We start from the raw sequence: 24,639 nt of genomic DNA on the forward strand, positions 1-24,639 counted from the left end.
CAGATTCAGGTGCTTACAATGGATGGAAAACAGGAGATAATAGAGACAGAAATAGCAATGGGGACCGTGCATTCAGCAGCCATAGAACCATACCGTGTAAGGCTCTTCGTGGAGGATGAGATAGTACGGGACGCCGAGATAACGGTTGGCGTGAACCACAGGGGAATCGAGAGGATAATGGAGGGCCTCCCGGTTGAGAAGGCCAACAGTCTCACCGAGAAGGTCTGCGGTATCTGTTCAGGCGTCCACCTCTGGAACTCGGTACTGGTTGCAGAGAAGGGCCTCGGGGTTGAGATACCTGAGAGGGCATCCTACATTAGGATCATCGTGGGTGAACTTGAAAGGATCCACAGCCACCTACTTTACCTTGCACATGGAAATGAGGTTCTGGGACATGAGACATTCTCCATGAGGCTCTTCTACATAAGGGAGACTGTCATGGAACTTCTAAGACTCATAGGGGGTAACAGGGTACAGTACGGCGTCCCCATAATAGGTGGAATAAGGCCCCGGGCTGACCTTGATGAGATGAAGATACAGAGGATAAGGGAGGGTATTGACCTCATCGAGGAGAAGGTGGAGGCCTTCGCAGAGAGGTTCACCTCCGATCCCATGATAATGTCCCGTATAACAGGGGTCTGCCCCATAAGCAGAAAGGATGCGCTGAGGTTACACGTCACAGGACCAACCCTGAGGGCAACCGGCGTGGACCTTGACATCAGGCGTGAAATGCCATGCTACGACCCCTTTGAATTTGATGTGATAACACAGGATGGTGGTGATGTGAGGGCAAACCTCCTCATGCGTGTCCTTGAGATATTTGAATCGGTGAAGATCATAAGACAGGCCCTCAGGGATTTACCCGGGGGCAGGGTTGTTGACAGGAGCTGGGAGATGCAGGACACAGGCATTGTCAGGAGCTATGTGGAGGCACCGCGTGGCAGACTCTACCACTCATATGCCATAGAGGATGGAAGGGTCAGGGGCTCGGTGATAAGGACGCCCTCCATGTCAAACATAGGGGCAATGCAGTATGCATGCATAGGCCACCACATCACGGACGCCCAGCTGGGCATAGTGCAGTGCGACCCCTGTTTCACATGCACAGACAGGGCCATAGAAATTGTAGATCTGTCTGATAATCCTCGCAGGTGATTTAATGGATCCATCATACGCAGTTGTAACGGTTTTGGGAACAGTAATCCTGGGATTGCTTGTGAGCCTCTGGCTCCCTGGTATTGAAAGAAAATTTGTGCATGCAAGGATACAGCAGAGGATAGGACCACCTGTCTCAAGCCCGGGGCTTATGGCGGCCCTGAAGTTCTTCTATAAAAAGACGGTTAAGCCATGCTCACCCCTGCCAAGGCTCTACAATTCACTCCCGATAGTAGGCTTCATATCAGCCCTCCTAATACTGCTCTTCCTCATACCACCCATGTACACTCTGGGGGCCCTGGCAAGCCTTGTCGCCATCGTCGGGTTCCTTAAGATAGAGGAGGTCATATATGTATTCATGGGTTCCCTCTCAAGGTCTGTCATGTCCATGGGGATGCCCTTCCCTGACCTTGCAAGGGGGGCGAAGCACCCGGATCTTCAGAGGTATTTCCTCGAGGATCTGAGCTCAATGAGGGCATTCCGTTTGATAGCCTTCGGCTCCTTCCCAATTTACCTTGCAATCTTTGTGCCGGCTGTGATGTCAGGTAGCATCTTCCTGAAGGACATAGTGGCATATCAGGCGATCCATGGACCCGTCCTATTTACCCTGGCCGGTGTGGTGGGGGCCGTTGTCTTCTTCATAGGATACATGATACTCCTCAACGAGTACCCCTTCGCAATCCTCAAGACAAAGGCTGATGTGATAGAGGGGCCATACATGGAGTATGCCGCACGCTACCGGGCATTTGTCTACATAACCAGGGGGTTCCTCATGTTCACACTGGGGTGTCTCTTCTCAGTCCTCTTCCTGGGAGTGCCACCGAACATACTCAGCTGGGGCATACTGGTTAACATTGCAGTTGCGGCGGTTTTCCCGGTCCTCATGGCCATATTCAGCGCCTTTGCACCGGTATTCACATTCAAGCAGTTCTACCCTGTAACGGCGGCGGCTTCGGTGCTCGGGGTCCTGGCACTGGTCACAGCATTTGTTTGAAGGTGATAGTATGAAGATAGTGATAAGACCAAGGCACATGATAAGCCTCGGGGGGTACATAGTTGAACTTGAGTTCCCCTACCGTAACCTGATAGTTGTAAACCCCACCGATGAGCACATAAAGATAGAGGTCCCTGTATTTGATGAGGGATGGATAGAGGAGCACCGGAAACTTGGACTTAAAATAGTGCCTGTGGGGGATGATGATAACTACCTGAGCCTCTGGAGGAGGGAGAAGGCCCTCCTTGAGGCATCAGATTGATCCAGTGATTTTAATGAGTTCAGTGGCTCTGAGCATAAAGACCGTGGAGAGGCCAGGTGTTCTCAGTGAGATAACCGGCATGATAGCCTCAAGGAATATAAACATCACCTACGCCCACCTCTACGTTGAAAGGGATGGGCATGGCGCAATATACATGGAACTTGAGGATATAGATGACCGGGAGTCCCTCATTGATGAGCTGAAATCCTCCAGCACGGTACTGGATGTGAAGGTACACAGGTCACTGGAGGAGATCTATGGTAAGAGGATAATCATAATCGGTGGGGGAGCCCAGGTCTCCCAGGTTGCAATGGGGGCCATCAGTGAGGCCGACAGGCACAACATCAGGGGTGAACGTATAAGCATCGACACCATACCCCTGGTTGGAGAGGAGGAGCTTGCAGAGGCAGTGAGGGCTGTGGGGAGACTACCGAGGGTGGCGGCCCTCGTACTTGCAGGGTCCCTCATGGGCGGTGAAATCACAAGGGCCGTTGAGGTGGTTAAGAGGGAACATGATATTACGGTTATCAGCCTCAACATGCCGGGGAGCGTCACCGATGTGGCTGACCTCGTTGTAACAGACCCCATACAGGCAGGGGTTATGAGTGTCATGGCGGTGGCTGATACCGCTGTTTTCAGTATAGAAAAGGTAAGGGGTAAAAAATTTTAGAAAAAAGATTCAGCTCATCTCAATTGCCCTTATGAGCTTGCTTGCAGCGTTTTTGAGTTCGGTGTCCTTTATGTCACCGCTTTCCCTTATTTTGAGGGCAAGTTCCAGGACCTTTGAGACGTCTGATGGTTTCAGGTTCTCTGCCATTTCAAGGTAGCTCTGGTCCTCCTCAGGTATCTCATCCTTCTTCTTCTCAGCAAGTTCCAGGAGAACACGGCAGCTGCTCATTATATCCGGACTGTCCAGATTTTCACACTTTTTAAGAAGTTCCTCCTTCATAGCATCACCATAGGTATTATATTGAAACAATTATTTAAACTCTGGGAAATTATCTCAAAAAAATCACCGGATCTGGTTCAGAGTATGGTAATCTTTGCAGGCCCCACATCCTCTGATGAAAATCATGTATTCTGATCCCGGGTGACCTTCATCCGCCAGGTAACCTGGGTCAGTACAGACCCTCCCTGGAGCAGACCTCTGCAAGGCTGCAACCGGCACATCTTGATGGGTTCAGATCCACTGAGGGAACCTCACCATCCTCGGTTATCCTCCTTATCTCATCAAGCACATCGAAGAGGTACTCCCTCCTGCGGTAATCTATCACCACCGGCCGCCGCTCTGCAGGCAGGATATAGTCTATGAAGGATACCATGACCTCTGTTTCAAATTCCCTCTCAACCAGAATTGCCTGGGCCGTTATTTCAAGGCTGTCAGAGGGCCATACCCCACTTGCAGGTGGCAGGGATGTCCTGAACTTGAGGGGGTGATATGAACCACCACTTATCTCCATGCTGACACGGCCATGCAGTTCGATGGACGGATCATATATGGGGTAGTCCCTGATGAGGGGTGGGAAGAGGAGGGAGGCCACCCTGTCGCACTGGCCCCCCAGGATGTTCATGGCCCTCCCTATACGCAGTGCCATGGTCCTCACCTCAAATACCAGGGGTTCAGCTATCAGATCCCTTTCACCCTCATTAAGGTCCCCCAGAATTCTCTCAAGGTCCTCCATCAGCATTGATTCCAGTTCATCCACCCCAACATCATCTTCCAGTTTCCGGGTGATGCTCTCTGCCGCTGCCCTGAAGTCAAGGTAGGCCTTCCTGAGGTGTACTGCCTCGGGTCTCATGGGTTCCCTCACCCCGAGAACCTCCCGGAGGTACAGTTTGAGGGGGCAGAACATGAATTCAGATATCATGGACACAGCAACCGACATCTGATCACCACACCTTATAATATTAATTAATATTAAATTATTACTAACATTTAAAAAATTATTGGTTCAGAGTATCCGGAGGCGCAGGGGTTCACCCCTCACCCACCTGATCTCTGATATCTCAGAGAGGGCCCCCTGGATAGCCCCCTCACTTGCCTCATGGGTTACGATGTGGATCGGCACAGTTTCACCCTCATGGGTGCCCTTCTGGGTCACAGATTCTATACTTATACCGTGCCTGCTGAAGGCTCCGGCTATTTCATGGAGCACCCCTGCCCTGTCTACGGCATCAAGCCTTATGTAGTACCTTGAGGATGTCCTGGAGAAGTCCCTCACTGACTCAACAACCCTGACGCCTGGACCTGTGGGCATTGATCCCTCAGGGTTAACTGCAATATCCATGCAGTCTGCGACAACTGCGCTTGCAGTGGCCCTCCTCCCTGCACCCTTTCCATAGAACATGACTGGCCCTGTGAAGTCCCCGGTTATGTATATCCCGTTGAATACACCGTTCACAGAGGAGAGGAGGTGATGATGTGGTACCAGGGTTGGTGTAACACCCAGCTCCAGTTCACCATCATTGAGCCTGGCTGTTGCAAGGAGCTTCACACTGCATCCAAGCTCTGCAGTGGCATATTCAATGTCATCCCTCCTTATACTGCTTATACCCTCAACATGGAGTTCATTCTCTGGTACATGGACACCAAAACCAAGCAGTGTGAGTATTATTAGCTTCTGTGCGGTGTCATGGCCCTCTATGTCGAAGGTGGGATCCCTTTCAGCATATCCGAGCCTCTGGGCCTCCCGCAGGACATCATCAAATTCCATGCCCTCTGAGGCCATCCTGGTCAGTATGTAATTGGCGGTACCGTTTATTATTCCATATATGGATTCTATTCTGTTGGCTGCGAGGGACTCGTTGAGGGCCCTGAGGACGGGTATACCACCACCAACACTGGCCTCAAATGCAACCCTCACGCCATGCTTGCTGGCAGCATCCATTATTTCATCCCAGTGCCTTGCAAGGAGGGCCTTGTTGGCTGTTACAACGTGCTTACCATTTTCTATGGCCTTCAGGATGAAGCTACGCGCCGGTTCATAGCCACCTATGAGTTCTATGACGATGTCTATTTCAGGATCCTCGAGAATGTCATCTGCGTCGGTTGACAGGATCCCCGGATCTATTTCAACGCCACGGTCGGTTTCAATGTCAAGGTCAACCACCCTTCTGAGCCTGAGGTCCATCCCTGTCTTTTTCATTATGATATCAGGGTTGGTGTTGAATATTTCCACCACACCTGCCCCTATTGTTCCAAATCCTATGAGTCCAATGTTCACACAAAAACCTCCACATATTTCTGTTTACTCCAGTCTGAGATCCTTCAGCTTTATGAATTCATTCATGGCTTCTCTGGTTGTTCCAACAACTACCCTGTAACCCTCTGATTTTCCGGTGAACCTTTCAAGTTTACCCCTTGCAACTATGCGCTCCCCCTCCCTGGCCTGACCCGCATAGGTGTGGGTGAAGGATACGACCTCCCCTATCTCAACTGAAGGGCCCTCAATCACATTGACATCCTCCACAAGGTACCTTGAGGGGTTGTCAAAGGCCTCAAGGGCATCAGTGACTGTGCACTCAATGGTTATGGTCCCATGGGGCTCATAGGTTGTATCACCCCAGTAACCATCTATTTCACTCCAGTCCCTGGCTGCAAGGATATCGAAGAGGGTTCCATCTACCCTTCCACGGTTGTTCTTGCGCATCTCATACCAGCAGAACTCCCTGAAGGATAGGGTGTCGTCAACGATCCGCTTGCTGTAGACCCTCCTGAGGAGCTCTTCATCGAGGCCCATGAGTGGCCAGGAGGGGTCATCCTTAAGTTCACCGAAGGCCTCCATGGCCAGACGGTGGTTTTTGAGTCCATAGACAACAAAGTCAATGTCGGAGTTCTCGGGGTCATAGAGCCCGGGCAGTATGGATCCAGAGACTCCCATGGACCTGTAGGGGATCCCGGCTGCATCGTGGAGTGTATCTGCTATTTTAACAGCCTTTTCGAGGAGTGGATCTGATGGGGACTCCATTATCTCCTCCAGACGATTTTCAGGCCTCAGTATCTCCTCGACCCTATCGTGGGGCACGCCCATCATGAGAACCCCGAGCTCATCATAGTGGTGAAGGTACTCAGGGTGCGCATCCTCAAGGAAACGGTATGCCACGTCCGAGCTGACCTTTGAGTATCTTGCAGAGTCCAGTGATCTTTCACCATGTCTATCCGGTATGTAACGTAAAAATGATATGATTCTCCCATCAGGATGAAGGTATGAGGTCACAGCAAAGAAAAGGTCATCAGTGGTGTGTATGAAGTCACGGATTCTGGCTCTCATAGATAAATTAAATGCTTGATGTGACTATAAATCTTTTCATATGATTCTCATAAGACTTGAACCGGGCATGGACCTCATGGAGGAGATGAGGGCAGCTTTTTCGGAAGGCGTGGTGGTGACGGGCATAGGAAGCCTCCACCGCGTCAGGATAAGGACGGCTGATGAATCAGAACTCACGGTTGAGGGGCCCCTTGAGATCCTTTCACTCCAGGGGACCATCTCCCCTGATGGAGTGCACATACACATTGCGGTTGCAGATTCAGAGGGCAGGGTTACCGGGGGCCACCTCAGGGGGGACTCCCCGGTGAGGACAACTGCGGAGATAGCCGTGATCCCATACCAGGGAGTACTGAGGAGGGTTATGGACAGGAGGACAGGTTACCGGGAACTCCTGGTCCTTGAGTGAGCACCCAGAAGTTTCACTCAGGACCTCCAGCCGGGGCCTCCGTGCATGGATTCATCCAGTGGATTCATTGATACTGTCATCCATGGAGGAGGATGGCAGTCCCGGCATCCTACTTATTAAATAGATTAAATAGGGGCAGCTCCAGATATAATGCTGGTGATGTAATGTTATATGAGCACCTTGAAGATCCCCTCCTCTATGATGGGAGTCAGATAGAACCTGCATGGGCCCTCAGTGAACTGGGAATAAAGGGCTCAAGCATAATAACATGGATAGGCCCCATGGACGTTAAGAATATAGTGGACTATGAGGACGTTGAACTGGAGATAAGATCTGAAGAGGTCCTCCATTTCATCGTTGAGCACTTCGATGAACAGCCATCCAGCCTGAGGCTCGCATACCACAGGCAGAGGATTCTGGTGATGTTGCTCATGGAGGAACTCATGAGAACTGGTGTGCGGACAAGGCGGGAGGGTGATGACCTCTACATAGGTTCATCTAAGCTCACGGTTTCAATAGCAACGGCCTCTGTCTCAAGCATGAAGATACATCTGGGCGTCAACATCCATGAGAGGGGGACACCAGAGGATGTCGACACCATTGGGCTCCTGGATGAAAAGCCTGAGCTGTCAGCTGATGACATTAAGGGAATAGCTGAGAACGTTGCAATGGCGTATATACACGAGATAGATTCCATAGAGGATGATATAGCCAAGACCCGGATCTTTTAAGGTGTCGGGGGATGCTGCTGGTGTCTGGATACTGGTGTGTCTGAGGATATGGCCAGGACCCTGATCTTTTAAGGTGTTTCAGGATAGGCTACCCGGCTCCCCATTCAACAGTTGAAGTGGTAATGATGAAGATAGTTATAAATGGAATACACGCAAACCTGAGGTTTTCAGCCGCCCACATGATACCCGAACATGAGTCATGCGGCTGCATACACGGTCACTCCTACATAGTTGATGTTAAGGTTGAGGGTAAGAGGAGCGGTACGCATGGTTTTGTAGCTGACTTCAAGGATGTTAAGGATATAGTCAGACGAATATGCAGCGAATTTGACCATAAACTCCTGATACCCCTCAGGAACCCCCTCATAAACTTCACATCCACCACCAGAACAGTTAAATTTGAAATAGCGGGTAAGAAGTACAGCATACCCGAGGAGGACTGCTGCCTCCTGGACCTTGAATCCAGCTCTGCAGAGGAGCTTTCAAGGTACTTTGCCGCAACCCTCTTCAAGGAACTGAGCAGTAAGTATGATATATCCTCCGTCGAGGTCTGTGTGAATGAGGGTATAGGGCAGGGGGCCATATACACGATATCCCGGTGATCTTGATGAGGGCACCCATCGTGGAGGTCTTCAGCAGCATCCAGGGCGAGGGCCTCCTTGTGGGAAGGAGGCAGATCTTTGTGAGGTTCGCCGGCTGCAACCTCAACTGCAGCTACTGTGACACACCAGAGAGCAGGGACCCCTCAGCCGGGAGGCTCTTCACAGCCCCTGAACTTACAGAGATTATTGAAGGGTTAATAACGCCTGATTTTCATTCAATCAGTATCACAGGAGGTGAACCTCTCCTCTACCCTGATTTTATCACAGAACTCCTTGAAGAGAGCCCTCACAGGACCCTTCTCGAGACCAACGGGTCCCTGCCCGGCAATGCAGAGAGGATAGCTCACCTCTTTGACTACGCCTCAGTTGATATAAAAATATCTGAACATTTTTCAGATAATTTAAGATCAGGTACTACAGAATCCGATATATCCAGCCCCGGTGACCTCATTGATCGGGAGATTCAAGTCATAAACATATTAATATCAAGAGGTGTAAATACATATTGTAAGGTGGTTGTGATGCCCACAACGGGGGCAGACTACATCGGGGCTCTCGCAGAGAGGCTCCTTGAATGCGTTGATGAGCTGGAAAGACTTCCATTGGTTATACAGCCATGCAGTCCCCCTGAGCAGTGGGCTCAAAACACTCCTCGCCTGCTGGAAATGTCTCAGGAAGCCGGAAAGTATATGGATGTTTACGTGATACCACAGATGCATAGGGCCCTTGGCCTTAGGTAGGAGGTTTTCAGATGGAAATGGAAACAAAGGTTACAGTCCATGATGCCATGACATCGAATGTTATAACAGCAGACCCTGGCATCAGCGTTGCAGAAGCAGCATCAATAATGACCGAAAAGAAGGTTGGAAGCATCATCGTCAAGAGCAACTCCGAACCAGAGGGACTCATAACCGAGAGCGACATCATAAGGAAGGTTGTTTCCAGAGACCTGCAGGCCAGTGAGGTTACAGTGGGGGAGGTAATGACCCGCAACCTTATAAGCATAGAACCTGACAGGGAGCTCAGCGAAGCAGCGAGGCTGATGGCCAAGAACAGCATAAGGAGGCTTCCGGTGGTCAGGGACGGCGCGCTCGTCGGGATCCTGACATCCTCCGACGTCATGATGGTGGCCCCGGAACTCACAGAGATCCTTGTTGAGAATGCAAGGATTGAGGAGAACAGGGTACAGCTACCTGAAAATGAGAGGTCAGTTCCAGGTGTCTGTGAGATCTGCGGCAACTTTGAGGAGTACCTTGAGGAGTACGACGGTAAATACATATGTGAGGAGTGTAAAGAGGACTTAGAGGGTGAATGATTTGTTTGTAAGAGACGTAATGACATTAAATCCTGTCTCAGTCTCACTTGAAACCGCCGCCACAAGAGTAAGGTCTATTTTAAGGGATGAGGATTTCAGGTGCGTCCCTGTAGTCGCCGGGGAAAAACTGAGAGGTATTATAACCCGGGGTGATGTGCTTAACATCACAGCGACAAAGTCCAACCTTGAGGCAAGGGGAATAATGGAAAGGCCCAAGCTTATCCTGACCCCTGAAATGGAGGCAATGAAGGCTGCAGCCGACCTGGTGAGGGCGGGTGAAATACAGGCCCCGGTGGTTGAGTCAACAGAGAGCATGAAACTTGTCGGGATAGTCAGTACCATAGACTTCATCGCAGGGTTCCTTGAAAATGGCTATGAACCAGTTAAGAGTCCTGTGATGGAGATAATGACACCTGAACCTGTCACCTGCCAGCACAGCGACCCTGTATCAGCTGTATGGGATAAGATGGATGAATCAGGATTTTCAGGGCTTCCGGTGATGAAGAACGGCAAACTGATAGGTATCATAACAAGGAAGGACCTCATAAGGTACGGCCATGCCAGGATTCACAGGGAGTCCGGGGATGTGAGATCAGTGGCGGTTGAGAAGATAATGAAGACACCACCCATAGCCATAACACCAGATACGCCTTCTGAAAAAGCTGCTTTTCTGATGCTGGAGAGGGACATCGGCAGGATCCCGGTGGTTGAGAAGCCGGTGTTCATAAAGAGTGACCCCAGCATGGTGAAGGAAGCCGATCTTCTGGGCATAGTGTCCAGGGAGGACGTCCTCAAAGCCTATATCAAGTGAAATGGTGGCCCATGATAGGAGAAGGATCCATCATCCAGAACCCAGTTTTTATTAATAAAATTATTTTAAGTAATAACGATACTTACTTCATGTAAGTATATCTCCCAGAGAGGTGTGTAAATGAGAAAAAAAGACACCATAAACCTGGTAAAGTCTAGGGACCGTGGTCCCGTCGAATTCGAGAGCAGAAACTTCGACCATGAAGGCGATGTGATGGCCATCGCCAGGAAGGAAGTTATTTCCATACCACAGACAGCCACCATCAAAGAAGCAGCGGAGATAATGGTTAAGAACAAATTCAGGAGGCTTCCAATAACAAACCCCGGGACAGGTAAGCTCCAGGGGATAGTCACGGCCATGGATATCCTGGACTTTTTAGGAGGGGGAGATAAATCCAAGATCATCGATAAAAAATATGATGATAACTTCCTTGCAGCTGTCAACGAACCCGTTAAAAGCATCATGACCCGGGACGTCATCAGCATAACCACCAGGGACTCAATTGCAGATGCAGTGAGCATGATGCTTGAGAACAGCGTCGGCGCACTACCGGTAGTTGATGATGACGAGAAGATAGCAGGCATAGTATCTGAGAGGGACTTCGTGCTTCTCATGGCAGGAGTATTCAATGACGAGGTGACAGAGGAGCACATGACAGCAAATGTGATAAGCACAACACCAGGAACACCCATAGAGGGTGCCTCAAAGATAATGGTGAGGAACAGGCTAAGGAGGATACCTGTTCTTGGCGAGGAGAGAAAAACTCCACACCCTGAGGAGGAAAAACTTGTCGGGATAGTGACATCCACTGACATACTCGAGTTCCTTGGAAGGAACCAGGCCTTCAGTGCAATGAAAACCAACAGTGCCGAGGAGGTCCTCTCAACACCTGTAAACGAGATCATGGAGACACAGGTCTGCATGGTAACATCCACAACACCCCTGGGAAGGGTATGTGAGCTCATGGAGGAACATGGAATAGGAGGACTTCCCGTGGTGGACTACGGGGAACTGACAGGAATAATAACTGAAAGCGACTTACTGAGGGCAATAGCAGGGTAGGTGGTTACAGTGGATATAGGGAGCATAATGACAGATGAAGTCATCGTCATGGATGAGACACAGCAGGTTGCCTATGCAAGGAACCTCATGCTGAGACACGGGATAAGCAGGGTCGTGGTTGTTGATGCAGATGGTAAACCGGTCGGCATAGTGACTGAGACCGATATAACCAGAAAACTCCGGGTTAACGGCCCCGACTGGAGGAGGAGACCAATAGATAAGATCTCAATAAGGAGGGTGATGACAGAGAACCCCGTAACCGTGAATGTTAATGACACCCCCCGGGATGCAGCGGAGCTCATGCTCAGGAAGAATGTGGGGTCCCTCCTTGTAATGGATGGAGAGGAACTTGCAGGCATAGTAACCAAGAAGGACCTTCTCAGGTTCTTCAAGGACAGATGCGCCGGCAGATGGAAGGTGAGGGACCTCATGACAGAGGACGTTAAAACGGTGACACCCAACCACACACTGTCCCATGTAATAGGCGTCATGGAGGAGAACAACATCTCAAGGGTGGTCGTAACAGATAACGGCGCAGTTGAGGGGATAATAACCTCAGAGAACCTCTCATTCGCAACCTTCGAGGACCCTGAGAGGGGCATACCCGTCGAGAGGGTCTACTTCATAAGCAGAACCTCAGAGGAGAAGAAAAGGGTCCGTACCATCGCGATGCTAACAGCAGGGGACATAATGACTGAGGACGTGATAAAGGTGGAACCATCTGTGGATGCATCCAGCGCAGCAGCCATGATGCTTGAAAACGGTATAAGCGGCCTTCCAGTGGTTGAGGACGATGAACTGGTGGGTATAATAACAAAAACAGATATAATAAGCGGAATCCAGTAGGTGGAGAGTATGATAATCAAAAACATCATGTCAGAGGATCCTGTCTGCATCGATAAGGATCAGAACATATGTGACGCCCTGAGACTCATGGATAAAAGGAACGTCTCAAGGCTCCTCGTTATAAACACCAACAGCGACCATGAGAGGGAACTTGTTGGTATAGTTACCGAGAAGGACATAGCACTCAAGCTCGGATCCTCAAGGTACGGCAACATGGCACCCTCCCACTTCCATGTCTCAACGGTCATGACACCGGAACTCATAACCGCAGAGCCAGACATGGACGCCGGAAACGCAGCAAGCGTGATGCTCGAAAACAACATCGGAAGCCTTCCGGTTCTCCATGACGGTGAAATCATGGGTATAGTCACAAAATCAGACCTCCTTGACATCTGCAGGGGAAGGGCCTATGAGAAGTACACTGCAGCCGATGTCATGAGCACAGAGATGATAACGGTGTCCCCGGCAGAGAGGGTCGTCCATGCAAGGAGGATAATGATCGACGCAGGCATAGGCCGCCTGCTGGTCATGGAGGAGGACGAACTTGCAGGAATACTCACAGCCAGGGACATGACAAGGGCCGTCATAAACTTCAGAAAGCTCGTCCCGGACAGGCACAAACCCTCAAGGATAAGAAACCTCCTCGTGGAGGATATAATGAAACAGAACGTGAGGACCATTGAGGAGGAGACTCCGGTAACTGAAGTGGCATCACTAATGCTGGAGACAGGCTACGGGGGATTCCCTGTAATCAAACAGGAAGTTGAGGGTATAGTAACGAAGACAGACATCCTTGACCTCATAGTTGAGATAGAGGGTGTCTTCTAAACCTCCTTTTTTTAAGACGTCTCAAGTGAATTCAATGAACAGTGACATCCCCTTCGATTTGATCCAGGAAAGGACAGGGGTACCATCCTCCAGGTTGAAGGTTGCATTTGCCCGGGGGAGCGTGAGGCTACTTGAATCTGCGGGTATGCAGGCCCTCCTCTTCAAGAAGTCCCTGGGGGACCTGGAGGCAGGGACGGTGATCTACCTTGGAGATGAAACTGAGGTCATAAGGGGATTTCCAAAGATAAGGAGGACACTGCTACTCTCACCCACCATCCAGGAACACTTCAGGGACAGGGTTGCTGTAGAGGAAAAGATGAACGGCTACAATGTCCGTATAGCATGCCTATCATCGGGAGAGACCGTTGCACTCACAAGGGGGGGTCATGTCTGCCCATTCACCACCCGAAAGGCCCAGGAGCTCCTTGACCTTTCTGAATTCTTCAGGGAACACCCGGACCTTGTTATATGTGGAGAGATGATTGGAAGGGACAACCCCTATGTTTCACAGGACTACCCTGAGGTCGGACCCCTCGGATTCAGGGTATTCGATCTGAGGGAGAAGAACACGAACAGACCCCTCCCTGTTGAAGAGAGGAGGGCGCTCCTGGATTCCTATGGACTTCCTAATGTGCGCCTCTTTGGGGTCTACCCCATTGAGGAGGCCGCCAGTGAGGTCGCGGATATAATAAGAGCCCTGGGAATGGCTGGAAGGGAGGGTGTGGTTATGAAGGACCCCAGCATGGAGGTGCCTCCCCTGAAGTACACCTCATCACAGGCCCATGCACGTGAACTCGCATACGCCTTCAGCTATCCCTTCGACTTCGGAAGACCCTTCTTCTTCAGCAGAGTCATAAGGGAGGGCTTCCAGGCCTATGAACTCGATGAATCAGATGATGAAACCCGTGAAAGGGCACGCCGCCTCGGGGAGGCAATAATATACCCCATGCTTGAGAGGATAAAGAGCATATCAGCTGGTGAGGCCGCCTATGAGGACACGGTCATCGACGTTGAGGACAGGGAGGCGGCAGAGGAATTCATACGTCACCTTGTCCGCCTGGGGGTCTCAGCCACCCTTGCAGATTACCGTGACGGCAGGGCAACCATAAGGCGATTCTATCAGTCAACAACAGACAGGATAAACAACTACCTTAAGGGGGGTCTCTACTGACATCTCTTCCCATAGCCTATCTGGGCCCTGAGGGGACATTCACAGAGGAGGCAGCCCGGAGGGTCGGTGAGGAACTCATCCCCTTCGACTCAATACTCGAGGTGCTGGACGCAGTGGCAACTGGAGTGGCCTCAAGGGGTGTTGTACCTATCGAAAACTCAATAGAGGGCCCGGTGGGGGTCACCCTTGACCTCCTTGCCTGGGAATATGATCTCTGCATAGAGGGGGAGATAATACTCCGTGTAAGGCACAACCTCCTCGTTAACAGGGGTGTCGCCATGAATGAGATCCGGGAGGTCTACTCCCATCCCCAGTCCCTTGCACAGTGCAGAGGATTTCTGGAGAAACTTGGGGTCTCAACACACTCAACACCAAGCACGGCTGCAGCTGCAAGGACCATAATGGGGAGGATGGAGTGGGCGGCCATAGGAACGAGAAGGGCTGCGGATATATATGGCCTCGAGGTGATTGCAGAGAACATCCAGGACTTTGACCCCAACTTCACAAGGTTCATAGTCCTTTCAGAGGGTGACCATGAACCAACAGGAAGGGATAAGACCTCCATAGTCTTCTCACTATCAGAGGATAAACCAGGGGGACTCCATGAGATCCTGGGCTTCTTCGCAGATGCGGGAGTCAACCTCACCAAGATAGAGTCCCGCCCATCAAAGAGGGGTCTTGGCAAGTACATATTCTTTGTGGATTTCCAGGGACACCGGAAGGACCCGCATGTAATGGACATACTCAGGAGTATATCTGATAGGACCCCATTCTTCAAGATTCTGGGTTCATACCCTGAAATGACTGATTATTGATTAATTCTGATCCCTCAAAGGAGATTAAAACGTGAGTAAGAGCAATGGGCGGGTCATTTTAAGGGTGTGGCGCGGCACTCTGTAAATTTATATACTGGTGAGTACAATATAGATCCGTTTATTATCACTGATTTAATTCAGGAGATGGTGATGATTAGTCAGGATAAGAAAATGATCCTGAGACAGCTCAAGAAACTTGAAAGGGAACGTGAAGAGGGAAGCATTTCAGAGAAGGAGTACAGATCACTCAGGGAACAGTACACACGTGAACTTGAAACCCTGGAGGCAGTGGAGAACATAAGAAGGCTTCAGGGACAGGAGACTCCTGAAAAGCCCCTTGACCACTGGGTGGAGGAGTCAAGAATAAAGAAGGACAGGAAAGAGAAAGAGGAGCTCATTGAAAGGTATGTCAGGACAGATGAGACCAGAAGGAGGAAGAGGCCGAACCTGTCCCTGATAGGGGCCATAGTCCTTGTGGTGGCATTCCTCTTCGGCACGGGCTTTGGTCTTTACTTCATGAATATTCAGCCAGAAACTCCGGCCACGGGGACAGTCACGGTGAATGAGAGCGCCTTCCCATCCTCCAACGACACAGTGAAGAATGTAACTTTAACATCCAATAAAACATTCAGTCAGGAGAACACAACACCACAGACACCATCCACACCACAGACGCCATCAACGCCATCCACACCATCAACGCCACAGGATAACCAGGGGACAGGAGGCACTGGCGGCACTCAGAATCCGCCATCATCACCCTAGCGAGGTTAATGATATGAAGAGGTACATGTTAATCCTTTTCATGGTCCTGGTTGTGTCTGTATCCGGCTGCACATCAGAGGATGCAGGCTCTGAAAACCAGACAAAAACGTTTACAGGGAATAATGTTTCATTTGAGTATCCATCAGACTGGGTAACAGCGAATTCACTTGCCAATGACACAGTTGCAGCGGTTGGAGACCCATCATCCGTTGATTCCTCAGGTCTTGCCCGGGTCTCTGTGGTTATCCAGTCAAAGGACCTCAAGGGGAACCTTTACGACATGTACAGGGCGAATTATGAAGCCCTTTTCACAAATTCAAGTTACAGGAGAGTCTCAGAGACCAACACGACCATAGGCAGTTACCAGGCAATCGAAAACCTTTACATCATCACAGACAGCGGAATACAGAAAAAGCAGAGGGCAATATGGATAGAGAACAATGGAAGGGTCTATGTGATACTTTGCACAGCTCCGGCAGATAAATTCGATGCCGAGAGCCGGAACTTCGACCTCATTGTCAGGACCCTGAGGTTCCTCTGATTTTCACACCAGCCCCCAAATCCCTTCTTATTTTTTTGCCATCCAAAACTATAAATTTATATTTATCAAAGTAATTAATTAACCATAGGGTCGCTGCAGTGATAAATAGACGGGCTCTTTTTATTTTATCTCCAGAGGTTTAAGGGCTGCTAATGGCTTTTTAAACCTTGATTATACAGTGTGACCTTGTTCACGATAATCACGGTAACCACTAAAGAAAAGGAGGAAGAAGCAATGGTATTGCCAATATGCGATGTCTGTCTTAAAAGCGGAATTTTATGTCAGGGCTGTGAAAATAAACTTAAAACAGGGGAGGTAACTCAAACTGAACTGGAGATTGCGAAGGTTCTATACAGGATTGGAGAAGGTAAACTGGGATTTAAAAGGGCCATAGACCTTGACGGGATAGTTATAATAATCACAGAAGCTGGTGAGGTCGGTAAACTCATAGGCAAGGGCGGTAAAATTGTGAAGGCAATATCAAGGGCCATAGGAAAGAAGGTCCGGGTTGTTGGAGAGAAATCAGACCTCAAATCAGTTGCAGAGGATGTTCTAGCACCTGCAAGGATATCAGGGATCAACATTGTATTCGGGAAGGATGGGGAAGAACGCTTCAAGATAAGGGTCATGAGGGAGGATGCCAGGAGAGTGCCTGGCAAACTGGAAACCCTCAATAATATAATAGAAATGCTGACCGGTGAGAAGACGGTTGTAGTTATAGATGATACATGATGGGGATTCCATGGAGATCATACTGTGCGTCACAGGGAGTGTTGCAGCCATCGAGGCGGTGAAGCTTGCAAGGGAGCTTGGGAGGCAGGGAGCCGAGGTTAAGTGCTTCATGAGCGAGGACGCCTGCCGGATAATACACCCCTATGCAATGGAATTTGCAACCGGAAGCAAACCTGTACTGGAACTTACAGGGGAAATTGAGCACGTTAAATACGCAGGCGCTGACCTGATCCTTGTGGCGCCGGCAACAGCCAACATTATAGGTAAACTGGCATACAGGCTGGCTGATAACCCCATATCGTCCCTCCTCCTCACAGCATCAGGCATGGGCACCCCAATTGTCATGGTGCCCTCAATGCATGAGGCCATGTATGCCGCCGCAGCCGAGAATATCACGAGGCTGAAGGAAGAGGGAGTTATCTTTATTGAGCCCCGCATGGATGAGGGAAAGGCCAAGTTCCCGGACATTGACACCATCGTACTAGAGGCAATGAGACAGACCTCCAGACAGAGACTGCAGGGTAAAAGGGTCCTTGTGAGTCTTGGGGGGACCTATGAACCCATAGACCCCGTCAGAGGGATTACAAACAGGAGTTCAGGGAAGATGGGTCTCGCCATAGCCAGGAGGGCCTACATAGAGGGCGCTGATGTCACGGTTGTGGCCGGCACAGTATCTGTGGAGATACCCCCACAGTTAAGATCCTTCCGGGCAGAGACAGCAGAGGAAATGGCCGAAAGGGTCAGGGAACTCGTTGCTGATCATGATGTATTCATATCTGCGGCTGCAGTGGCTGACTTCAAGCCGGTCTACACTGAGAGAAAGATATCATCCTCAGAGGAGTTTTCAGTTGAACTCAGACCCAACCCCAAGGTAATAGGGATCGCAAGGGAGATTAATCCTGAAGCGTTCATCGTTGGATTCAAGGCAGAGTATGATGTGGACAATGAGGCACTGGTGGAATCTGCAAGGAAACAGATAAGGGAATCAGGTGTTGATATGGTGGTTGCCAACGACGTGTCCGTTGAGGGTTTTGGCTCAGACAGGAACCGGGCCATCATTGTCTCAGACATGGTAACCGAGCTTCCCCTTATGGAAAAGGATGAACTTGCGTCCATCATAATTGATGAAGTGATAAGGAAGGTTGGAGACAGCCTGGACCAGTTATTATAGAATTAGAAAAATATTTTTACGGGTTAGAAACAGTTTAACTGCAGTTCTGGCTGTTCTATCCCCTCTCAGCTTTAAATATTATTAAAACTCACCTTTACATCATGATATTAACGCAAAAAATTAAAATTCAACTCCAGGTTATTGTGAACAATAACCCGGAGGTGAAATTATGGCCTGCAGTTGGGATTGAAATTATGTAATTAATCCAATATATACCTTTTTTTACTAAAAATATATCAAAAAATCATATGCTCTTCTAAACATCCCTTTTAACCAGAACCGCCATATGATCCTTTTCGTAGGGATTGAGACCCACCTGATCAATTATTCTGAAACCAGAAGACTCAAGCTTCCCTACTTCCTCCCGGAAGATCTTTCTGGGACTTCTTGTAACATCTATGCTCCTGGCCTTTATCATTATGAGTCCATAACCATCCCTCTTCAGGAAGCAATCCATATTTTCAGTGAATAACCTGGTCTGGTCAGGCTGTGCAACATCGCAGTACACGAGATCAGCGGCCTCAACCATCCTGAGGTAACTGAGGGGTCTTGAGGCGTCCTCAAGGAGGGGGGCCATGTTTTTTCTGGATTCACACACACCCAGGAGTTCCCGCATCATCCTGGGAGAGAATTCGATGCAGTAGACCCTCCCATCCGTGACGATATCAGATATGTGTGAGGCAGTTGTCCCGGCCGATGCACCCAGATAGAGAACCCTGGAGTCTGAATTCAGACTGAAACCCCGCAGACCGTTAAGTATGGCCGCGGCAAGCTTGGACCGCCGGGGATCCCAGACCCGGTACTCCCGGCCGCCCCACTCAATGATCCTCTCACCATAGACCTTCACACCGGGGTTGGGGTTAATGGTGAGGAGGGAGTTGTTCATGATAAAGACACCATCAATACCCTTAACTTCCTTCACAGCATACACCTGCCCGCGATCATTTCCTCTTCCTTCTGAAACCCTTCTTCCTTGCCGGGGGCTTCGGGTTATCACTTTTAATGGCTTCAAACCTCTCATTGAATGATTCAACTATTCCCGGATCAAATTCTCTGCTGAAAACGTCCTTTCTAACTGCGATGGCTATCTTACCCGCCAGCAGCCTTGCAACCTTTCCCCTGATCCACCAGGGGGATGACCTTATCGAGGGGTGCTGGAATATAACCCCATGCTTCGGTGGCCTTGCACCGGATTTCAGGTGTCTGAAGAGGGCCTTCTCAGCTCCAAGGACCTGTATTGTGGAGGATGGTAGCATGGCAAGTTCCCTCAATCCCCCGGCATGGGCAATGAGCCTCGCACCAACATTTGACCCTGCAAGGGCCCTGAGGTTGGGGGCAAGCTTCTCCATCTTGATGTCAATGTACCTCTCTGTCTCCTCCCTCAACCTCTGAAGACCCCTTATACTCTCTGCAAGGCCCCTGAGGATGTGGAGGTCCTCGGAGGTGATATCTGAGCCAAGACTCTCATCAACGTCCATCCTGAAATTTTTCAGTATCTGGTCCCGGTCACCGTACTCTGCAATGAGCTCAACGTACTGTTCATGACTCTTAATACCGTCGAGTTCAGGGAAGTGGAGGGAGTACCATTCTCTCAGCCTTTCTATGAGCTTCCCGGTCTCCTCATCAAGTTCATCAAGGGCATTTATGGACTGTATTATGAACCTGTCTGTCTCCCGGAGGGACTCCCTCAGCCTTTCACGCGCAACCGACATGAGGGCGTCATGTATGAAGTCCCCGGCGGGCATATCAAGGATTTCTGCCAGGATGTCCTCAAGGTTCTCCCTGAGGTGGATGCCTGCCCTGCTTGGAACCTCAAATCTGAGGTTCCTGAACCCGGCATACTCCGGAGAGGGGGAGGCCTCAACCACAACCTCGTCGTATTCAGGGGTGAGCCTCTCGAGCATAATCCTCTCCTCCGGTGAAACACCACCCATCTGTGACTCAGCAAGCCTTCCGGGGATTTCATCAACCGGGAAAGGTTCATAATCTATGAGCTCCAGATCTTCACTGAAGGCAAGAGGACCTGCAATGCAACCTGTAAGATAACACTTCATAGGGGTACATCTATAGGTGACGGATATAAATATATTTAGCAGAAGGTGTTTTTCATGCTTGAGACCAGCATATGTAATATTGAACTCCGGAACCCGACCATACTGGCTGCAGGGGTCATGGGTAGCATGGCATCGTCCCTTAACAGGATTTACCGTGGGGGTGCAGGGGCTGTTGTGACCAAGTCCTTCTCACTCAGGCCCAACCCGGGATACAGAAATCCCACAACCGTGGAGGTCACAGGCGGGGTCATAAACGCAATTGGACTCTCAAACCCAGGTGTTGAGGCATTCAGGGAGGAGCTGAAGCTGGTGGATGAGGAGGTACCTCTGATAGCATCAGTCTATGGAGCCTCACCCGAGGAATTTGCCTCAGCAGCGGCTTCAGTGGAGGAATACGCTGACATGATTGAACTGAACGTCTCCTGCCCCCACGCCATGGCAGGGTGCGGAGCCTCAATCGGACAGGACCCTGAACTGACCTTCAGGGTTGTTTCTGCTGTTAAGGATGCAGTGGACGTCCCGGTATCCACGAAGCTCACACCAAACGTCACAGACATCGTTGAGATAGCAGGGAGCGCTGAGGAGGCTGGTTCAGACGCCCTTACTCTCATAAACTCCCTTGGCCCCGGGATGAAGATCGATATAAAGACAGCAAGGCCCATACTCTCCAATGCCTTCGGAGGCATGTCAGGCCCGGCAATAAAACCCGTCGCGGTCAGATGCGTCTATGACGTTTACCGCAGCGTGGATATCCCCATAATGGGTGTGGGAGGTGTCAGGGACTTCCAGGATGCAGTCGAGTTCCTCTTTGCAGGTGCAAGGGCCGTTCAGATTGGAACAGCCATAATGTATGATGGCCCCGAGGTTTTCATGAAGATATGCAGGGGCCTTGAGGCCTTCATGATGGCCGAAGGATTCTCATCGGTGGATGAGATGGTGGGGCTGGCACATGATTAGGGAGATGGATTCCATGAATGTTCCAGAGGTTCTTGAGATTAAGAGGATAGTTGAGGAATCTGAAAGCGTGAAGACCTTCATATTCAGCTGGGACTTCAGACGGGAGGTTAGACCGGGACAGTTCGTCATGGTCTGGGATTTCAGGGACGAGAAACCCATGTCTGTCTCCCTCATCGACCCTGTGAGATCTGAGATAGGGATATCCATAAGAAGGGTGGGTGAATTCACAGGCAGGGTCCATGGACTCAGTGAGGGCGACCTTCTGGGTATCAGGGGACCCTATGGCAGGGGATTTGAGCTCATGGGAAGGGACCTCCTCCTGGTGGGGGGCGGGATAGGGATGGCGCCCCTGGCAGCCCTGGCAGATGAGGCCACCGCAAGGGGTATGCGTGTGGATGCACTTGTGGCTGCAAGGACAGCAGATGAGCTCCTCTTCCTGGACAGGCTTGAGGCTGCCGGCGTGAATATCAGTACGTGCACGGATGATGGTTCCTGCGGGTTTAAGGGATTTGCCCATGAACGTCTCCTCACACTTGAGGGGGACCATGACATGGCTGCTGTCTGCGGCCCGGAACCCATGATGTTTCAGGTTATGAGGATACTTGATGAGAGGTCTGTCCCGGCCCAGCTCTCCCTTGAGAGATACATGAAGTGCGCTGTGGGCATCTGTGGCCAGTGCTGCCTTGATGATACCGGCTTCAGGGTATGTGCAGAGGGACCTGTATTCTGGAGTCAGGAACTATCCAGGGTAAGGGAGTTTGGCCGTTACAGGCGGGACCCGGCTGGCAGGAGAGTGCCCTGGTGAATCTGGTGGTAACATGATAGAGAGACTGAGGGGTGCACTGACATCGGCGTCATTCCCTGTGATGGCCCTTTTACTTCTCTCAGCAATTGTGGTATACCCCCTCTGGACCATGCTATTCCTTGGAGCCGTATTCGCCTACATTGTAAGGCCCGTGGCCCTGAGGATAAACCGGAGGATACCCTACCTCTCGGTATCCATCATCCTTGCAATGATTGTGGTTATAATGCCACTGGTGGGTATCCTGGTGTTCACAGTTGATTCCATAATAAATTCAACCCCATCTCTCCTTTCACTCGCAGGGAGCATCCACGTACCCGGGGCCGGAAATCTACAGCCCTCGGCGGAGAACACACTTGCAAGCCTGAGAACGGTTCTGAGGGACATCCTAAGTGGTTCACTCAACTATGTCGTGGCCATCCTCCAGTCTGTACCAATGATATCCCTTCAGCTCTTCGTATTCCTTTCATCAACCTTCTACTTTGCAAGGGATGGTAAGAGACTTTTGGGGTACATCAGGACCCTGATACCGGAGGAGACAAGGCCCTTCATGGAGCGAATGGCCTCTGAGACCGAGAGGGTTCTCCTCAGCATATTCTATGGGCACTTCCTGACAGCCCTTGCAATAGGTTTAATGGCTGCAGTTGGCTTTCATCTTCTCGGATACCCCTACGCCATACTCCTGGGTATAATGACGGGCCTCTTTCAGCTGATACCTGTGATAGGGCCATGGGCTGCCTACACACCCCTCTCCATCTATGACTTTGTCACAGGAAACATCCTGAGGGGAGTACTTGTCCTGATATTCGGTCTCTTCCTCAGCACCATTGACATATACCTGAGGCCCAAGCTATCCGGTAAGTACGCGGATATCCACCCCATGATATTCCTGGTGGGATTTCTGGGAGGACCTGTGGTCTGGGGTGTTGCAGGCTTCATTGTGGGGCCACTGGTCCTTGGTCTTGCATATGCAGCCCTTGAGGCCTACCGTATGGAGTCAGGTGGAGAGGAACTGCAATAAGCGCTGTATATCCCAGCCACAGACTTTTTTTGAAATTACTATGATCACATACAGGGAAATCGTATTCTGATCAGTGAAAACTGTATGAGATAGTGTTGTAAATTGCAGCTTCTTAACAGGTCCTTTATGGCTTTTATCCACTTCTTTCTTACAGATGCGAGGTTTTTTTGGTTTCTCTGAGTTGGTTGAAAGAGTAGTTTTATTAATGCTTAAAAAAATTACATTGGTTGAGATGGGAATGTTCCGCAGTTACAAGGATATTCATTTCTGATATTCTACAGGTTTTTATTCCTCTGAGAAGTAGTCTGTGTCTATTTTTTTGATCTCGTAGGATGTCACCTTTGATACACCGACGTCGTGGTCGATCATCAGCTGGGCCAGTTCATCTCCATCAATCAGGACTATTCTGTTATCGATGCTGGATGCGTATTCCCTGGCCTTATCTGAGAATTTGGACGTTGTGATAAATACTCCTTTTCTGGCTTTCTGACCCTGCAAAGCGCCTGCAAATTTCTGTATTTCAGGTCTGGATACGGTGTCCTGCCATCTTTTTGCCTGGATATAGATTGTGTCAAGACCTAATTTGTCCTCTTTTATGATGCCGTCTATTCCTCCGTCTCCAATCTTTCCTATGGCTTTCCCTGCATCTCTTCGTGAGCCACCATACCCCATTTTCAATAAGAGATCCACCACCAGTTTCTCGAAGAATTCAGGGGAGCATGACATGATCTTTTCAAGCAAATCCGCGGCTAGCTCATTCCTTAATGTCTGGTAACTGTATTCTAGTGATTCTTCGGGAGTGAGATCTTCACCTGAATGATTATTCCATTGCGCCGTGAAAGTTTTGACTTCCGGTTTTTCTTTCCCGCCCCCCCTAAACGCAGCAAAATCAGGGAATTGCTTCAGAAAATCATCGTCAAGTTCAACGGGCTTTCTTTCTAAAAACCTCAAACCTTTAGGGGTTATTCTGATATAACCTCTTCTTGGAGATTCCATCATGCCAGCCTTTTTCAGGGTTGTACGGGCCCAGTTCACGCGATTATCAAAGAATCTGCCCTTTCCACTGGGTATAAGTCTCTTTCTTTCCTCATCAGTCAATTGAAATTCTTCGGCAAGCTCATCATAGACATCTTTAATATAATGCTCTTTTCCATCCCCTACAAGTTTTAGCAGAGGTAACATTACTTCCTTATAATTTGGCAGAGCCATGTTAATCACCTCTAAACGCTATCTTAAGTTTGGGCTCCTGTCCAGAACTATTCTAGTAAGACCCGCAAAAAACGTCCTTTCCTCCCATCATGGATCTTTTTGCATACTCAGCAAGCAC

29 protein-coding genes are annotated in these 24,639 nt (G+C 50.0%); 22 read left to right on the forward strand and 7 right to left on the reverse strand.

All coding sequences use genetic code 11. From position 1 onward, the window contains the following. The first annotated feature begins 18 nt into the window (after nt 1-18). The 4 genes from C7452_RS00710 to C7452_RS00725 are packed head-to-tail and all read left to right on the forward strand — an operon-like array spanning nt 19 to nt 3,081. On the forward strand, nt 19-1,155 hold the full coding sequence (locus C7452_RS00710; protein WP_115891937.1) for a hydrogenase large subunit: 1,137 nt from the start codon (nt 19-21) through the stop codon (nt 1,153-1,155). Between the two features lie 4 nt (nt 1,156-1,159). Beyond that, the gene (locus tag C7452_RS00715) at nt 1,160-2,149 is read left to right on the forward strand and encodes a respiratory chain complex I subunit 1 family protein (RefSeq protein WP_048175790.1); all 990 of its coding nucleotides are present in this window, start codon (nt 1,160-1,162) and stop codon (nt 2,147-2,149) included. 10 nt (nt 2,150-2,159) lie between these two features. Beyond that, nucleotides 2,160-2,411: an energy-converting hydrogenase B subunit P gene (locus C7452_RS00720; protein ID WP_048175789.1), complete on the forward strand. Its 252-nt coding sequence runs from the start codon at nt 2,160-2,162 to the stop codon at nt 2,409-2,411. Nucleotides 2,412-2,424: 13 nt separating this feature from the next. After that, on the forward strand, nt 2,425-3,081 hold the full coding sequence (locus C7452_RS00725) for a DUF5612 domain-containing protein (protein ID WP_048175788.1): 657 nt from the start codon (nt 2,425-2,427) through the stop codon (nt 3,079-3,081). Nucleotides 3,082-3,090: 9 nt separating this feature from the next. Here the strand turns inward: C7452_RS00725 and C7452_RS00730 are convergent, their stop codons facing one another. The 4 genes from C7452_RS00730 to C7452_RS00745 form a co-directional block, all read right to left on the reverse strand. Next, nucleotides 3,091-3,360: a hypothetical protein gene (locus C7452_RS00730; protein WP_048175787.1), complete on the reverse strand. Its 270-nt coding sequence runs from the start codon at nt 3,358-3,360 to the stop codon at nt 3,091-3,093. Nucleotides 3,361-3,529: 169 nt separating this feature from the next. Beyond that, nucleotides 3,530-4,297, reverse strand: coding sequence for a CRISPR-associated protein Cas4 (locus C7452_RS00735; protein ID WP_048175786.1), 768 nt, complete (start codon nt 4,295-4,297; stop codon nt 3,530-3,532). Nucleotides 4,298-4,363: 66 nt separating this feature from the next. Then, nucleotides 4,364-5,635, reverse strand: coding sequence for a homoserine dehydrogenase (locus C7452_RS00740; protein WP_048175785.1), 1,272 nt, complete (start codon nt 5,633-5,635; stop codon nt 4,364-4,366). Between the two features lie 24 nt (nt 5,636-5,659). After that, complete coding sequence (locus C7452_RS00745; RefSeq protein ID WP_115891938.1) at nt 5,660-6,682, reverse strand: DNA polymerase subunit beta; 1,023 nt, start codon at nt 6,680-6,682, stop codon at nt 5,660-5,662. Nucleotides 6,683-6,722: 40 nt separating this feature from the next. On the opposite strand from C7452_RS00745, the gene C7452_RS00750 reads away from it, so the two are divergent. The 15 genes from C7452_RS00750 (at nt 6,723) to coaBC (ending at nt 18,478) form a co-directional block, all read left to right on the forward strand. After that, a complete protein-coding gene (locus tag C7452_RS00750; protein ID WP_010876854.1) occupies nt 6,723-7,088 on the forward strand; it encodes a PPC domain-containing DNA-binding protein in 366 nt (121 codons plus the stop codon). A gap of 164 nt (nt 7,089-7,252) precedes the next feature. Further along, nucleotides 7,253-7,819 (forward strand): DUF366 family protein, encoded by a 567-nt coding sequence (locus C7452_RS00755; protein WP_048175783.1) that lies wholly within the window; start codon nt 7,253-7,255, stop codon nt 7,817-7,819. Between the two features lie 125 nt (nt 7,820-7,944). Then, nucleotides 7,945-8,421, forward strand: coding sequence for a 6-pyruvoyl tetrahydropterin synthase/6-carboxytetrahydropterin synthase family protein (locus tag C7452_RS00760; protein WP_048175782.1), 477 nt, complete (start codon nt 7,945-7,947; stop codon nt 8,419-8,421). Between the two features lie 5 nt (nt 8,422-8,426). Continuing rightward, nucleotides 8,427-9,161, forward strand: coding sequence for a 7-carboxy-7-deazaguanine synthase QueE (locus C7452_RS00765; RefSeq protein WP_048175781.1), 735 nt, complete (start codon nt 8,427-8,429; stop codon nt 9,159-9,161). Between the two features lie 11 nt (nt 9,162-9,172). Next, nucleotides 9,173-9,736: a CBS domain-containing protein gene (locus C7452_RS00770; RefSeq protein WP_048175780.1), complete on the forward strand. Its 564-nt coding sequence runs from the start codon at nt 9,173-9,175 to the stop codon at nt 9,734-9,736. Continuing rightward, entirely contained in the window at nt 9,729-10,547 is an 819-nt protein-coding gene (locus C7452_RS00775) for a CBS domain-containing protein (RefSeq protein ID WP_048175779.1), read from the forward strand. Before C7452_RS00770 ends, C7452_RS00775 begins: the two co-directional genes overlap by 8 nt. Nucleotides 10,548-10,667: 120 nt before the next feature. Continuing rightward, nucleotides 10,668-11,609, forward strand: a complete 942-nt coding sequence (locus C7452_RS00780; protein WP_115891939.1) for a CBS domain-containing protein — start codon at nt 10,668-10,670, stop codon at nt 11,607-11,609. Between the two features lie 9 nt (nt 11,610-11,618). After that, a complete protein-coding gene (locus tag C7452_RS00785; RefSeq protein ID WP_048060997.1) occupies nt 11,619-12,455 on the forward strand; it encodes a CBS domain-containing protein in 837 nt (278 codons plus the stop codon). Nucleotides 12,456-12,464: 9 nt separating this feature from the next. Beyond that, the gene (locus C7452_RS00790) at nt 12,465-13,283 is read left to right on the forward strand and encodes a CBS domain-containing protein (protein WP_048060996.1); all 819 of its coding nucleotides are present in this window, start codon (nt 12,465-12,467) and stop codon (nt 13,281-13,283) included. A 34-nt stretch (nt 13,284-13,317) separates the two neighbouring features. Beyond that, nucleotides 13,318-14,454 carry an ATP-dependent RNA/DNA ligase MthRnl gene (gene mthRnl / locus C7452_RS00795; RefSeq protein ID WP_048175777.1) on the forward strand — a complete coding sequence of 379 codons (1,137 nt, stop codon included), beginning with the start codon at nt 13,318-13,320 and terminating at the stop codon, nt 14,452-14,454. Nucleotides 14,455-14,465: 11 nt separating this feature from the next. Further along, a complete protein-coding gene (pheA, locus tag C7452_RS00800) occupies nt 14,466-15,269 on the forward strand; it encodes a prephenate dehydratase (RefSeq protein ID WP_369798277.1) in 804 nt (267 codons plus the stop codon). 150 nt (nt 15,270-15,419) lie between these two features. Continuing rightward, entirely contained in the window at nt 15,420-16,034 is a 615-nt protein-coding gene (locus tag C7452_RS00805; protein WP_231855272.1) for a hypothetical protein, read from the forward strand. 13 nt (nt 16,035-16,047) lie between these two features. Continuing rightward, nucleotides 16,048-16,575, forward strand: a complete 528-nt coding sequence (locus tag C7452_RS00810; protein ID WP_245942733.1) for a PsbP-related protein — start codon at nt 16,048-16,050, stop codon at nt 16,573-16,575. 234 nt (nt 16,576-16,809) lie between these two features. Continuing rightward, complete coding sequence (locus C7452_RS00815) at nt 16,810-17,307, forward strand: transcription elongation factor NusA (RefSeq protein ID WP_048060993.1); 498 nt, start codon at nt 16,810-16,812, stop codon at nt 17,305-17,307. Nucleotides 17,308-17,317: 10 nt separating this feature from the next. Further along, nucleotides 17,318-18,478, forward strand: a complete 1,161-nt coding sequence (gene coaBC / locus C7452_RS00820) for a bifunctional phosphopantothenoylcysteine decarboxylase/phosphopantothenate--cysteine ligase CoaBC (protein ID WP_115892495.1) — start codon at nt 17,318-17,320, stop codon at nt 18,476-18,478. Between the two features lie 256 nt (nt 18,479-18,734). Here coaBC and C7452_RS00825 read toward each other — a convergent pair whose 3' ends face one another. Together C7452_RS00825 and C7452_RS00830 are read right to left on the reverse strand one after the other, a co-directional pair. After that, entirely contained in the window at nt 18,735-19,409 is a 675-nt protein-coding gene (locus C7452_RS00825) for a fibrillarin-like rRNA/tRNA 2'-O-methyltransferase (protein ID WP_115891940.1), read from the reverse strand. A gap of 10 nt (nt 19,410-19,419) precedes the next feature. Continuing rightward, nucleotides 19,420-20,532, reverse strand: coding sequence for an NOP5/NOP56 family protein (locus tag C7452_RS00830; RefSeq protein ID WP_115891941.1), 1,113 nt, complete (start codon nt 20,530-20,532; stop codon nt 19,420-19,422). Nucleotides 20,533-20,586: 54 nt separating this feature from the next. On the opposite strand from C7452_RS00830, the gene C7452_RS00835 reads away from it, so the two are divergent. The 3 genes from C7452_RS00835 to C7452_RS00845 are packed head-to-tail and all read left to right on the forward strand — an operon-like array spanning nt 20,587 to nt 23,312. After that, entirely contained in the window at nt 20,587-21,489 is a 903-nt protein-coding gene (locus C7452_RS00835) for a dihydroorotate dehydrogenase (protein WP_115891942.1), read from the forward strand. 4 nt (nt 21,490-21,493) lie between these two features. Next, nucleotides 21,494-22,294: a dihydroorotate dehydrogenase electron transfer subunit gene (locus C7452_RS00840; RefSeq protein WP_115892496.1), complete on the forward strand. Its 801-nt coding sequence runs from the start codon at nt 21,494-21,496 to the stop codon at nt 22,292-22,294. 13 nt (nt 22,295-22,307) lie between these two features. Then, the gene (locus C7452_RS00845) at nt 22,308-23,312 is read left to right on the forward strand and encodes an AI-2E family transporter (RefSeq protein ID WP_048175771.1); all 1,005 of its coding nucleotides are present in this window, start codon (nt 22,308-22,310) and stop codon (nt 23,310-23,312) included. Between the two features lie 285 nt (nt 23,313-23,597). Here the strand turns inward: C7452_RS00845 and C7452_RS00850 are convergent, their stop codons facing one another. Next, on the reverse strand, nt 23,598-24,521 hold the full coding sequence (locus tag C7452_RS00850; protein WP_048175770.1) for a restriction endonuclease: 924 nt from the start codon (nt 24,519-24,521) through the stop codon (nt 23,598-23,600). Nucleotides 24,522-24,639: the final 118 nt, after the last annotated feature.

Origin of the sequence: Methanothermobacter defluvii (assembly GCF_003385755.1) — an archaeon.
Classification (GTDB): Archaea; Methanobacteriota; Methanobacteria; order Methanobacteriales; family Methanothermobacteraceae; genus Methanothermobacter; species Methanothermobacter thermautotrophicus.